This is a genomic window from Prevotella sp. oral taxon 317 str. F0108 (genome assembly GCF_000162415.1).
GTDB classification, from domain to species: Bacteria; Bacteroidota; Bacteroidia; order Bacteroidales; family Bacteroidaceae; genus Prevotella; species Prevotella conceptionensis.
The window spans coordinates 687,407-701,246 of record NZ_GG740072.1 but is presented as its reverse complement, the minus strand read 5'-3'; the positions used below and the strand labels follow the sequence as shown (position 1 = coordinate 701,246).

The 13,840-nt window shown below is 44.7% G+C and carries 8 protein-coding genes; 4 read left to right on the top strand and 4 right to left on the bottom strand.

Annotated elements, in window-relative coordinates:
• Positions 1-50 precede the first annotated feature (50 nt).
• From HMPREF0670_RS02545 to HMPREF0670_RS02535, 3 genes are all read right to left on the bottom strand, one after another.
• Positions 51-3,389, bottom strand: a complete 3,339-nt coding sequence (locus HMPREF0670_RS02545) for a DUF2723 domain-containing protein (RefSeq protein WP_009229592.1) — start codon at positions 3,387-3,389, stop codon at positions 51-53.
• 427 nt (positions 3,390-3,816) lie between these two features.
• The gene (gene rlmH / locus HMPREF0670_RS02540; RefSeq protein WP_009229591.1) at positions 3,817-4,287 is read right to left on the bottom strand and encodes a 23S rRNA (pseudouridine(1915)-N(3))-methyltransferase RlmH; all 471 of its coding nucleotides are present in this window, start codon (positions 4,285-4,287) and stop codon (positions 3,817-3,819) included.
• 2 nt (positions 4,288-4,289) lie between these two features.
• Complete coding sequence (locus HMPREF0670_RS02535) at positions 4,290-4,616, bottom strand: DUF4491 family protein (RefSeq protein WP_009229590.1); 327 nt, start codon at positions 4,614-4,616, stop codon at positions 4,290-4,292.
• Between the two features lie 232 nt (positions 4,617-4,848).
• Between HMPREF0670_RS02535 and HMPREF0670_RS02530 the strand changes: the two genes are divergently transcribed.
• The 4 genes from HMPREF0670_RS02530 to HMPREF0670_RS02515 all read left to right on the top strand — a co-directional run bounded on the left by HMPREF0670_RS02530 (position 4,849) and on the right by HMPREF0670_RS02515 (position 10,458).
• On the top strand, positions 4,849-6,594 hold the full coding sequence (locus HMPREF0670_RS02530; protein WP_009229589.1) for a phospho-sugar mutase: 1,746 nt from the start codon (positions 4,849-4,851) through the stop codon (positions 6,592-6,594).
• A gap of 214 nt (positions 6,595-6,808) precedes the next feature.
• Positions 6,809-9,157: a TonB-dependent receptor gene (locus HMPREF0670_RS02525; RefSeq protein WP_009229588.1), complete on the top strand. Its 2,349-nt coding sequence runs from the start codon at positions 6,809-6,811 to the stop codon at positions 9,155-9,157.
• 130 nt (positions 9,158-9,287) lie between these two features.
• The gene (locus HMPREF0670_RS02520) at positions 9,288-9,620 is read left to right on the top strand and encodes a hypothetical protein (protein ID WP_009229587.1); all 333 of its coding nucleotides are present in this window, start codon (positions 9,288-9,290) and stop codon (positions 9,618-9,620) included.
• Positions 9,621-9,675: 55 nt separating this feature from the next.
• The gene (locus HMPREF0670_RS02515) at positions 9,676-10,458 is read left to right on the top strand and encodes a ThiF family adenylyltransferase (protein WP_044077631.1); all 783 of its coding nucleotides are present in this window, start codon (positions 9,676-9,678) and stop codon (positions 10,456-10,458) included.
• Positions 10,459-11,916: 1,458 nt separating this feature from the next.
• Here HMPREF0670_RS02515 and rpsA read toward each other — a convergent pair.
• Positions 11,917-13,692, bottom strand: coding sequence for a 30S ribosomal protein S1 (rpsA, locus tag HMPREF0670_RS02510; RefSeq protein WP_009229585.1), 1,776 nt, complete (start codon positions 13,690-13,692; stop codon positions 11,917-11,919).
• Between the last annotated feature and the right edge of the window lie 148 nt (positions 13,693-13,840).

Sequence of the window (13,840 nt, the reverse complement as noted above, 5' to 3'; positions counted from 1 at the left end):
AGACTAACCCTCGTTCTTACACCTGCTTTGCACATCGTCATGTATATTCCTTATTCATCTTCCATGGGCATAGCCCCACCTTTTTCCTGATATTGCTTAAACAGCATGTTCAGTTTCTTCTCTTGTTGGGCAGCCGTTTGCTTGTCGGCCATTCCCATTACGGATGCAGCTTGCCTGAGAACGTAAATCTGGTACATGCAGTCGTTCATCGAATTGGCAAAGCGCGAGCCGTCGAGCGTCAAGTACCAGTTAAGGTATTGCTGGGCGTTTGTCCACACAGCATTTGCCACTTCTTTAGCTTTCGCAGTCTGTCCAAGTAATGCGTAGGCACGAGCAATGTCCAATCCGCCATTCATATAGTTATAGGGGATGTTGTAAGCAGGCAGTTCCTTATCAGCCTTTTGCAGCACCTTGTTTGCCTTTTGCTTGTCGCCTTCGGAAATAAGGTGCAGTGCCAACTGAGCAATTATTCGGCGATGGGTGTAGCACATGCGCATAACCGTTTCGTCGATATAGATACCCTTGCGCGACAATCCGCCGTACTTGTAGCGGTTCATCACGTTGTTGTAGGTCTTTTGGGTATCGAAGTTCTTCGCACCGGGCGCGTTTGTTGTGAACGGCGTGATGCGGTTGGCCAGTCCTTCTTGCACAAAGTTGTCGCCAAGGTTCATGTAATTCTCCTGTCCGACGGTCGAGGCTACGTATATCGGACGCACCCAATTGCTCTGTGCAATCATCTCCAACATCATCAAGTCGCCCTTATACAAGGCATTTTTGCCTTTCAGAGAAATCACCATGCGGCTGGGTATGCTGTCGCTAGCCATCATCATGCCGCTCTTTCTCACTGCCGCCTTGTCGATAGTGACGTAAACCGTGTCTGTGGGTATGAAGTGAGCGTCCTTATCCTTAGAGCGAACCCAGTTTTTAAGGATGTTTTTCAATTCAAACGGCTCGTCGCCATACTTAGCTTTGGCCTCGTTGGGATAGTTCTTGTAGAAGTCGAGCAGCTGTTGTTTGGCTTGAGGCACCACTTCAACATACTCGTTGGTCCCCGAACAGAACTCAAGTCGCGGCCATGTGATGGGCACTGAGGGCGAATTGTATGCAGGACGTTTCATCTGGTCGATGTACCAGTCTGTTTGCAAGTAGCTAAGGTTGCAAACACGCGCATCGGTACGCACACCTTCCACCTCTTGGTTGTACCACAAGGGGAATGTATCGTTGTCGCCATTGGTGAATATAATGGGATTGCCTTCGTCTTGAAGGGTCATCAAATAGTTTTGTCCGAAGTCGCGACACGTATCCCTATGGCTACGGTCGTGGTCATCCCAGTTCTGCGAAGCCATTTGTATAGGGATGAAAAGGCATAGCGCAGCAACAACGGCCGATACGATAGTACCTTCTACCTTAATACGCTTTTTAAGCAGGTCGATAATGGCTGCAACGCCCAAACCACACCAAATGGCGAAGGCATAGAACGAGGCAGCGTAGGCATAATCGCGTTCGCGCGGTTGCGATGGCGTTTGGTTAAGGTAGATTACGATGGCCAACCCCGTCATGAAGAAGAGGAAGAACACCACCCAGAATTGCCTTATGCCACGTTGTCCGCGGAATGCTTGCCAGAAAAGTCCGATAAGACCCAGCAACAAGGGCAAGCAATAGTAAACGTTGTGGCCTTTGTTGTCCTTCAAATCATCGGGCAATTTGCTTTGATCTCCTAGTCGGGCGTTGTCTAAGAAACTGATACCCGATATCCAGTTGCCATGTTCCAACTCGCCGTTTCCTTGCATATCGTTCTGTCTTCCTGCAAAGTTCCACATGAAGTAGCGCCAATACATGAAGTTACATTGGTACGAAAGGAAGAACCTAATGTTGTCCATCTGGCTGGGCATCTTTATCATCATGGTTTCTCCGCACCTGTCGTAAGGTACTTCCGAGCCGTCTATGCCTCCTAACCAGTCGTTATACGATTGCGCATGAAGTGGACTCCACATGCGTGGGAACAACATGTTCTGCGCATAAACGTACTTGTTCTTTCTGCTCACAACGAAATAAGAGTCTTTCTCGTCTTTGCTAGCCTTCTCCTTACGCTGATAGATGGGCGCACCCTCTTTCATTCGGGGCTTGCACATGTCGCCCTCTCTGTCTAGTTGCACCTGCGAAGTAAAGGCCTGTCCATAGAGTAGGGGGTTGTCGCCATATTGGTCGCGACTGAGATAACTGCCCAAAGTGAAGATGTCTTCGGGCGAGTTTTGGTCCATTGGTGGGTTAGCCAGCGAGCGAATAACGATAACAGCATAGCTTGAATAGCCAATCATGAGCATCAGCAAGCAAAGCAACACCGTGTTCTTGATGCGCGATGTGATGAGCGGAACCAACTTCTTGGCCTCGTTCTTGCGCTTGTAGCTCAACACATAATATAATATACCGAGAACAATTGCACCAATGATGAAGGCCGACCAGCCGTAGCCGTAGAACGGAACACCCAACAAACCGAATGCAACGATGAAGGAAATGTTTTCTCTTTTCTCGCTTTTCTGCGAGTAGCTCTCGTAGATGGCCCAAATAATGGCACCTACCAAAAGCACAATATACACCACTTCACCCGTGTTGAACGGCATTCCAAGTGTGTTAACAAAGAACAACTCGAACCATCCGCCAACGGTAATGATGCCCGGAATAACGCCGTAAAGCACGGTTGCAACGAGAACGAAGGCCACAAGAAGGGCAAGGAGCGAGCCTTTTACCTCGATGTTGGGGAACTTGCGGTAAACAAACACCAGCACAATGGCGGGTATGCAAAGCAAGTTAAGCAAGTGAACGCCGATGCTAAGCCCTGTCATGTACATGATAAGCACAAGCCATCTGTCGCTATGAGGTTCGTCGGCATGGTCTTCCCATTTCAGAATAAGCCAAAACACGATGGCAGTGAAAGCCGAAGAGTAGGCATAAACCTCGCCTTCTACGGCACTAAACCAAAACGTGTCGCTGAAAGTGTAAATCAACGCGCCAACCAATCCCGAACCTTCTATGGCGACAAGCTTGCTCAACGTCATGCTACCCCAATCCTTAACGATAAGCTTTCGCGTAAGGTGGGTGATGGTCCAAAACAAGAATAGGATGGTTGTGGCACTCAACAAAGCGCTCATGATGTTCACCATCTTAGCCACTTGCGTTACATCGCTGGCAAATTGTGAGAACAAATTGGCTGTGAGCATAAAGAAAGGTGCCCCAGGTGGGTGTCCGATTTCCAATTTGTAGCCTGTGGTTATAAACTCAGGACAGTCCCAAAAGCTTGCAGTGGGTTCGATTGTAGAACAATATACAAAGGCAGCAATAAAAAAGGCGAGCCACCCTAGCACGTTGTCCACTAACTTGTACTGTTTCATGAAATGGTATAATAAAAGTTTTTATTTCGAAATATGGGTGCAAAGATAACGCAAATCGCGATAAGTACAAAATAATTGGCCTATGTTTCACATCATTATAGGCAAAAAAAATGGTTTTGAACTTTTGTTTGTGTACCCACTTTGTGATTAACTAATCAGTACAAAGCCATTTGTAGTGATGCTACAAGCATCTTGTAGCGGCAGAACAAGCGGCTTGTAGTGTCAGTACAAGGGGCTTGTAGTGTCAGTACAAGGGGCCTTGTAGCCTCGGTACAAGCGGCTGTACTGATGCTAGTTTAGTAATAAGGCAAAATGGGGAGCATCGCGGTACCAGTCTTTTTCCCAATTCTATCTGTGCGTTAGGTGTTACAAACTGTCGCGTTTTCATTCACGAATATTTCCCACAACTCCCTTTCGTTTCCTGTTTCTACTCGTGATGATAAGGCTCTCCTTTAAGAATTGTGCAGGCGCGATAAAGCTGTTCGGTGAAGATTAGGCGCACCATTTGGTGCGAAAACGTCATTTTTGAAAGGCTTATCTTCTCATTCGCACGAGCATAAACCGCCTCGCTAAAACCATAAGGGCCGCCAACGGCAAACACTAAGCGGCGCGCAACGTGCTGTTTACGTTCTAACCATTGGGCAAACTCAATGCTGCGCAACTCCTTACCATGCTCGTCGAGCAACACCAAGTGGTCGTCTGGCTGCAACTTCTTCAATATCAGCTCGCCCTCAGCCTCTTTTTGTTGATTGGCAGAGATGTTCTTGGTGTTTTTAAGTTCGGGAATAACGTTGATGTTAAATGGTATATAATGGCCTATGCGCTTGGCGTAGTCGGCAATACCGGCCACAAACACACTGTTAACCGTTTTTCCAACGAGCAAAAGTTCCACTTTCATGGCTACGCAGCTTTCTTTTGCTGCTCTAGATTGTAGGCGTGTTTGCGTTTAGGGTTCATGGGAAACCAACCGCGTTCTACACGCTTTTTCTGTTCGAACAGTTCGCCAATAGCCCAAAGAAAGGATGCACCAATCACGCCAAGTATCGAAGAAACGATAACATTAGCCACCATGAGGGCCACTAAGACGGCGACGATGCCCAAGATAAGGAACACCCACCACTGACGAGTTCCCCAGTAATATTCTACCTTAATAACGATGGGATGGAAGATGCCGATGATAAGAAAAGTGCTTACGGCTATGATAATGCCGGTGAAATAAAGTTCCATGATGTTCTATATGGATGTTGTTTTTAAATTATTGTTTCGCTAAATACGTTTGCAAATGTACCTAAAATATGCGTACTTCCCAAAGAAATGTGACCGGTACTTTGTTTTTTCCTTATTTTAAAGGATGAAAATATGCGCCCGAAAGTATTTTTTTATTATCTTTGCCATGCTGATAACGACAACGTTGTCGGCTTGATTGGGAACATAAATTTAATATACTAATAAATAGATTATGGAGAATAACGCTCAACTGATAGCTCAATGCGAGGCAAAGGCCAAGCAATGGCTAACTTCCGAGTTTGACGAACAAACGCGGAACGAAGTGAAAGGACTGATGGAAAATGCTGATAAGACGGGTCTTATCGACGCCTTTTACAAGGATTTGGAGTTTGGAACGGGCGGTTTGCGCGGTATCATGGGCGCGGGCAGCAACCGAATGAACATCTACACCGTGGGCATGGCTACACAAGGACTGGCCAATTACCTGAAAAAGAACTTTGCCAACCTGCCGCAGATAAAGGTTACCGTTTGCCACGACTGCCGAAACAACAGCCGTTTATTTGCCGAGACGGTTGCAAACATATTCTCGGCCAATGGCATTAAGGTGTATTTGTTCGACGATATGCGCCCAACGCCAGAGTGTTCGTTTGCCATCAGGCACTTTGGATGCCAAAGTGGTGTGAACATTACGGCTAGCCACAATCCCAAAGAGTACAACGGCTACAAGGCTTATTGGGAAGACGGCGCACAAGTGCTGGCTCCACACGATAAGGGAATTATCGACGAGGTGAATAAAGTGAAGGTGGCCGACGTGAAATTTAAGGGTAATCCCGAACTGATTGAGATTATTGGCGAGGAGGTTGACAAGATTTACCTCGACATGGTGAAAACCATTAGCATCGATCCTGCCGTTATCGAACGCCAGAAAGACCTCAAAATCGTTTACACACCACTACACGGTACGGGTATGATGCTCATTCCACGCTCGCTCAAACTATGGGGGTTCGAAAACGTACATTGCGTGAAAGAACAGATGGTAAGAAGTGGCGACTTCCCCACAGTGGTTAGTCCTAACCCTGAAAACGGCGAGGCTCTAACCCTTGCACTACGCGATGCCAAGGAGATAGACGCCGATATTGTTATGGCATCCGACCCCGATGCCGACCGCGTGGGCATGGCTTGCAAGAACGATAAGGGCGAATGGGTGCTTATCAACGGCAACCAAACTTGCTTGCTTTTCCTTTATTACATCATCACCAACCGCATCAAGACGGGTAAGATGAAACCAAACGACTTCATTGTGAAGACTATCGTTACCACAGAAGTTATCAAGAAGATTGCCGACAAGAACCATATCGAGATGCGCGACTGCTATACGGGCTTTAAATGGATTGCCAACGAGATACGTAAATCGGAAGGAAAGCAACAATACATCGGCGGTGGCGAAGAAAGTTATGGCTTTATGGCGCAAGACTTCGTTCGCGACAAGGATGCCGTTTCGGCCTGCTCGCTGTTGGCAGAGATTTGCGCTTATGCCAAAGATCAAGGCAAAACGCTTTACGAACTGCTAATGGACATCTACTTGGAGTATGGTTTCTCTAAGGAGTTTACCATCAACGTTGTGAAACCAGGAAAGAGCGGAGCCGACGAAATAAAGGCAATGATGGAGAAGTTCCGCAACAATCCTCCCAAAGAAATTGCAGGTTCGAAGGTTGTCATCGCCAAAGACTACAAGACGTTGGAGCAAACCGATGCCAACGGAGTGGTAACAAAACTCCACATGCCAGAAACAAGCAACGTGCTGCAATGGTTCTGCGAAGACGGAACAAAAGTGTCTGTCCGCCCTTCTGGTACAGAACCAAAGATTAAGTTCTACCTTGAAGTGAAAGGCGAAATGAAATGCGCAGGTTGCTATGAACGCTGCAACAAGGAGGCCGACGAGAAAATTGAAGAGATTAAAAAGTCGTTAGGCCTATAACGTTTTGTTTCTCAAAAGTCTAACGCGTTCTGTTTAAGAATGTATTAAGACAATGAAAAACTGAATTGAAGTAGATTTAGACTTTCAAAGTAGTATAAGAAATCCCCAATTGGCATAACACTGATTGGGGATTTCCATTAGCTTATCTTCCCCCACATCCTTTGTGTCATTTCCAATCCTCAGCTTTCAATCTCACAAGCTCAACGTTTAATGCATGAAACAGTTTTCGCTTATAACCATCATTGCCTTGCTGCTACTTACACAAGCAGCATCAGCCTTAGCCTATGTTGTTAAAGGTACGGTTGTAGACGCCACTGGCAAACCATTGTACGAGGCCCTCGTTCTTGGCAGGAACAAAGTCGGAACAAAGGTTATAGAAATAGAGACAAACAAGCTGGGGCAGTTCGTATCTGCCGAAATAAACGATTCTACCTTGTCTATCGAAATAACAAAAGATACGTTTGTTCCTTTGCAAATCAACATATCGGGAACGTCCAGCCAGTTTGTTGATTTGGGCACGATAACGCTGTTCGAGCGCCAAGTAACGTTGGGTGATGTCGTTGTAACGGCAGAGTCGGTTATGCAGAAAGCCGGCCGTTACATTATCATTCCTACGAAAAAGGAGTTGGGGCAGTCGGCAAACGGATTGTCCTTGCTCAACGCTTTACAGTATAAAATGCCAGGTTTAGCTGTTAACGAGATATTGCAAACGGTGCAGGTAGACAACGCCACACCTGTGTTTAAGGTTAACGGAAAACCATGCGAGCTAAGCAAAATACTCTCATTGAACCCTAAAAACGTATTACGCATAGAGTATAGCGACACACCCGACCTGCGATATGACGGCAGAAGTGTTATTAACATCATTCTTAATCCTAGCCAAAATGGTGGCTCGGTGATGGCAAATGTGTTGTCTGGCGTAACAACGGGCTTTCTTAATGGCAATGTTGGCATTGACTACCACCACGGAAAATCGGAATGGGAACTGAACTATGCCGCCAATTGGCGCGACTATAACAAACGAGAAATCAGTTCGAAAGGCGATTTTATCGGTAGGGATGAGCCTGTGTCGAGAGAAAGGAACGGAATGCCTAGCGACTTCAACTATTTAAGTAACGAATTATCTTTGGCTTACACCTATTTGCACAACCCCAATACCATGATGTCGACAAAGGTTGGTATTGGCTTTGAAGACCAAAAAATCAGCGATAATTCGTGGAATACGCAAAGTTACAAGGGCAAGGTCTCTCGTTATACAAACCATACACGCTGGAAACTTGGTTTTGTTTCGCCCAATTTCGACCTGTTCTTTCGCAAGCAATTAAACAAGACCCAACACATTGAAGCAAACGTTTATGGCAGGCGTTCGTCAGGAACTTACGACAGGGATTATATGAATGTATACGACACCCCCCTAAATAACGACACGTTGATGAGCTCAACCGAGAACAAGTCGTGGCGTGTTGGTGCAGACATCATGTATTCCAAGACCTTTAAAGCCCTAAGAACCAGTGTGGGAATACAAAACTATTATAATGCAACAGACAACATGCAGCTGGAAAATGGTGTATTAAAGCAAGCAACGATAGACCAAAACCGCATAACGCTGTATGCACAAATAGTGGGTAACGCAAAACAACTGAGTTATGGTTTAAATCTTAGTGGCATCTACAATTATGCAGATAACAACGCCTATAAGACCAATGCCGTACGGATGAAAGTGAATGTCAATGCCAATTATGCCTTTTCGCCCAATTGGTCACTGAACTATTTGTTTTTGCTTAATCCTTCGTTACCAGGAATTTCGCAACAATCTGATTTGATACAGGTGATTGATGACATATCTATCAGACAAGGAAACCTCAGCTTAAAGCCCTCTACCTATCTTCGAAACAGGGTTTATCTGCGCTTTTCCAAAGCAAAATTCACGTCTACTTTGTGGGTGTCGCACAACAAAACGTTTAACCCCATCTATTATTCGTATAGCTATATCAGCGAAGTTTCGAACCCGTACTATGACAAGTTTTTAAGCAAAGCGATTAACGGACGGTCTACTAATCAGCTAAACCTCGAATTGGAATTGTCTGCAAAAGAACTATTTGGCTTTGCAACGTTATGGGGTAACGTAGGTTGGGATAGCTATCAGGTGCCGTTACCCACTCAAACCCATTCGTGCAAACGTTTTTACGCCTCGTTAAGTGCTGCCATGTATTTTGGGAAATGGGTGCTGTCGGCAAAACATGAGATTGAGCCCAAGTTTGAATTGCAAGGAAACACCTATTATTCTAATGAGAGATGGAACATGATAAAGGTGCAGTATCAATGTAAAAAGTGGCATTTCACGATAATGGGAGCAAACCTGTTCACCCGCCGTGGAAGTAAATATGAACGCATAACCGTGTCAGACGTGCATCCCGAATACCATATACAGAGTATAAGAGACAACGCCAACATGCTTGTGTTGGGTGCAACATATCGGCTCAACTTTGGAAAAGGGAAGGATAAGGCTAACCGCACGCTGCACAACGACGGCTTAGAAAAAGGTGTAGATGTATTTTATTAATAGCGTTCGGGGGATTTATAATTTAAAAATGATGTTTGCTCGCTCTAAGTTTCACTAACAAGAATGAACCACTACATTTATTTGTTGGCTAGTTTATCTCGGTGCAACGTGCATCATAAATTAAACAAACATGAGGACAGTACATTTAGAACGCGAAAACGAGAACCAAAGTTTGATTGCGATAAACAAAGACGATGAAGTGGAGGATAGTTTTTGCTATAAGCTATTTGAACTAGGAGAGTTTGATGTGGCTAAGATACAAGAACTAGTAAGCTATGTATCGCTCAATGTGTTGAACAACAATGAAAAGAACGTTTTAAAATGGATTATTCAAGGGGTTAACAGCTGTTTTGCGTATCATAAGGATGCAAACGACTATTATGTGATAAAGAACTACTCGAAGAAAATCGAGGATAAATGGGGCATGGAATGGGAAGTTGTGCTGAATGCTGCACTGGTGTAGCTGGTTAAACGCACTTGTTGGGACATGCCATAAGCGTAAATACAGATAGGAAAGTATGGAAAATCAATTTAGCAGAACCGAAATGCTTGTTGGCAAAGATGCCGTAGAGCGACTTAAAGGCAGTAAAGTGGCTGTGTTTGGCGTTGGTGGAGTAGGGGGATATGCCGTAGAGGTGCTGGCAAGAAGTGGTGTTGGCTGCATTGATGTCTTTGATGCAGACACGGTAAACATAACCAATCTGAACCGACAAGTGATTGCTTTGCACTCTACACTGGAACAAGCGAAGGTTGATGCGATAGAGAAACGCATCTACGACATTAATCCTGCATGTGTGGTTGGTAAATATAAGATGTTTTATTTGCCGGAAAATGCGGACGAGGTAGACCTGAAACAATACGATTATGTGGTGGATTGCATTGACACCATCACGGCAAAGATTGAACTGATAAGACGTTGCAAGCTGTTTGGCAGACCCATCATATCGAGCATGGGGGCTGCAAACAAGATGGATGCAACGGCATTTAGGGTGGCCGACATATCAAAAACCACTATGGACCCCTTGGCCAAGGTGATGAGAAAGAAGTTAAGGGCGCTGGGCATTGCTGGGGTTAAGGTGGTGTTTAGCGAAGAACAACCGCTTAAACCCCTGGGACAGAATAACTCGGAATGTGGTGATAACGTTACCACTAATGAGAATTTGGCCGATGATGAAGGCGCACACAAGCCCCAAGGAAAGAAACATGTGCCTGCTAGTAATGCCTTTGTGCCTGCCGCAGCTGGTATAGTTGTAGGTGCCGAAGTGGTTAAAGACATAATAGGGTGGGGGAATCCTGTTTAAACCCCAATCGCTCATCAGGCCGCTTGTCAAATGTTTTAGTTTGAACTCATCGCACCTTGTCCATCTTCCGCTTGCTTGTCGGCATCTTGTCTGTCTTATTTCTCTTGACGTAGCACGCTACGCCTTCAAGAATAAGATAGACAATATGCTCAACAATCAAACAAAATTTGTATAGGCTTAACGACCGATTAGGATTAAAAAAGGTGGAGTTTCGAGTTTACAAAAGGTTCATTAGCGTTGTGTTTCTAAGTATTTGAGGGATTGTAGCAAAATTTTCCCTTTAAACAAAATGGGTAATGCCCTGCTTGCTTATGCAATGGTATGGCAATGTTTGCATAATGCTGTTTCTGTGGCAGTGAGCAGCATATCCTACAACTGCTCGCACTGACGGTAGTAAGCCTACGTGCTTTCCGTCGCCGTAGTCCATGCACGTGTATATAGTACAATCTCTTTTGTCTAGTTTTCAGTAAGAAATTTAACATTATGAGTGCCCTTTCTGTTCACCAATCGCTCACCTTGTCGCAAAAAATCGATTCTCGCGAAGGTTTGTTTTGATGCAAAAAGGGGTTAGTTCTAGGATGTGGAAGAATGAATATTTATTACGACAAACCGCCAATTGCACCAGATTTCGGGGCTTTTTTAGCGAAATGTGGTGCAATATGCTGCTAAATGCGGTGTATTTTGGTGCTAAATGCAAGGTGTTTTGGTGCTAAACGCAATGCGTTTTGGTGCTAAATGCAAGGTAAAATGGTGCTAATTGCAGCCCAAAGTGCCGCTAAATGCGCAAGGAAAAGCATAAATATCCAACGCGATGGTATAAATAAAACCTTCTCGAGCCATTAAAAACATGGCTTAAAGGGGCAAAACAGCCGTTAAAAACTAGGGTTTTAGGGGCTAAAAGTGAGAAATAGGGCTTGAAAAATGATGAGCTAGCAACCAAACTAGAAAGGCAAAATGGTGCAAAATGCAGGTCGTAGTCTTTAAAATAGACAAAACAAAAAGAGTGAAAGGCTAGAATTAGTGGATATTTACCTACCTTTTAGCCAATATTCTCGCTAGAACGGAGTGAGAATTAGAGCGACATCGTAAAATAAAAATAATAATTTAGGTTTTCTGAGTTGATGTGTTAATGAGTTGGTAAGTTGATGAGATTGAGAGTTTATTAGTTGATGTTTTTTTGAGTTTCTAAGTTGATGAGTTGATGTATTTGGGAGTTGTTAGGTCTTCGTGAGTTTATTTGGCACACCCAAAACAGCTCGTCTCTGAATTGATTGTTTGCGGTGGGGTGGGCTATTGGTGAGTGACAATGCCACTTACGATGTTAAAATCCACACTGAAAAGTTGACATTTTAATTACATGGTGATTAATGGTTAAACAAAAAAATGCGCACACTTGGAACTGTTCCAAGGTGCGCATTCAATTTATTAGAAGGAATTAGCCCTAATGGGCATTAGAAATTACTTTCCTTTTTCAAGCTTAGCCTTCAAGTCTGCCAATACATCAATGTCGCCAAGGGTGGTACCTGCTGCAACATTGTTGATTTGAACAGAAGACTCAGACTTCTTAGCAGCGTGTTGCTTTCTTGCGGGTTTCACATCGTCCTTGCCTTCTTCGAAGGTGCGGCTGTGCGACAGAATGATACGCTTGGTATCTTTCACGAACTCGATAACCTTGAAGTCGAGTTCTTCGCCCTGCTGAGCTTGTGTGCCATCTTCCTTAACGAGGTGCTTGGGAGTTGCGAAACCCTCGCCACCTTCGTTGAGGGTGATAACAGCACCCTTATCCATCATCTCGGAAATCTTTCCGCGATGTACGCTGCCCGGGGTGTAAAGCGTTTCGTAAGTATCCCAAGGATTCTCTTCGAGTTGCTTGTGGCCAAGGCTCAAACGTCTGTTCTCTTTGTCTATTTCGAGTACAACAACCTCGATTTCAGCACCAACTTGTGTGAATTCAGAAGGATGTTTAACCTTCTTCGTCCATGAAAGGTCGCTGATGTGGATAAGTCCGTCTACGCCTTCTTCAAGTTCAACGAAGATACCGAAGTTGGTGAAGTTTCTAACCTTAGAGGTGTGCTTGCTGCCAACGGGATATTTAACCTCGATGGTTTCCCATGGGTCATCCTTCAACTGTTTGATGCCAAGCGACATCTTGCGCTCGTCTCTGTCGAGTGTAAGGATAACAGCCTCTACCTCGTCGCCAACGTGCATGAAGTCTTGTGCACTTCTTAGGTGTTGGCTCCACGACATTTCTGAAACGTGAATCAAGCCTTCTACACCAGGTGCAATTTCAACAAATGCTCCGTAGTCGGCGATGACAACAACCTTACCCTTAACGTGGTCGCCCACATTGAGGCTTTGGTCGAGCGCATCCCAAGGATGGGGAGTGAGTTGTTTGAGACCTAATGCGATGCGGCGTTTCTCATCGTCGAAGTCGAGAATAACCACGTTTATCTTCTGATCCAAGCTAACCACTTCGTGCGGATCGCTTACGCGGCCCCAAGAAAGGTCGGTAATGTGGATAAGTCCGTCAACGCCACCAAGGTCAACGAATACGCCGTAGGTGGTGATGTTCTTAACCGTACCTTCAAGGATCTGTCCTTTTTCAAGCTTGGAAATGATTTCTTTCTTCTGTGCTTCAAGTTCTTCTTCGATAAGAGCCTTGTGCGAAACAACCACGTTGCGGAACTCTTGGTTGATTTTAACCACCTTGAACTCCATGGTTTTGCCAACAAATACGTCGTAGTCCCTGATGGGATGTACGTCGATTTGACTTCCGGGGAGGAAGGCTTCGATGCCGAAGACGTCTACAATCATGCCACCTTTGGTGCGGCACTTAATGTAACCTTGAATAACTTCTTCGTTTTCAAGAGCGGCGTTAACACGTTCCCAGCTTTTGCTAAGGCGTGCCTTCTTGTGCGAAAGAATCAGTTGACCCTTTTTGTCTTCCTGATTCTCGATGTAAACTTCAACAGTGTCGCCAACTTTTAGGTCGGGATTGTATCTGAATTCGGAAGCAGGAATAACACCGTCGCTCTTGTAACCGATGTTAACAATAACTTCCTTCTTGTCGATGGAGATAACCGTACCATCAACAACTTGATGCTCAGAAACCTTGTTAAGGGTTTCATCGTAAGCCTTTTCAAGAGCATCCTTGCTTACTTCTACAGGGCTGCCGTTCTCAAACTCTTGCCAGTTGAAATCGCTCAGCGGCTGTACATTTTTTAAATTAGACATAAATAATAAATAAAGTAAATTAATAAAGTTAGACTTTATGTTGTTTGAAAAACGCTGCAAAGATACTAAAATACAAGCAATTAGCGTGCAATAAAGACATAATACATTTGCATTTTAGCACACTTTTAACACTTAGAAGAGTTATATC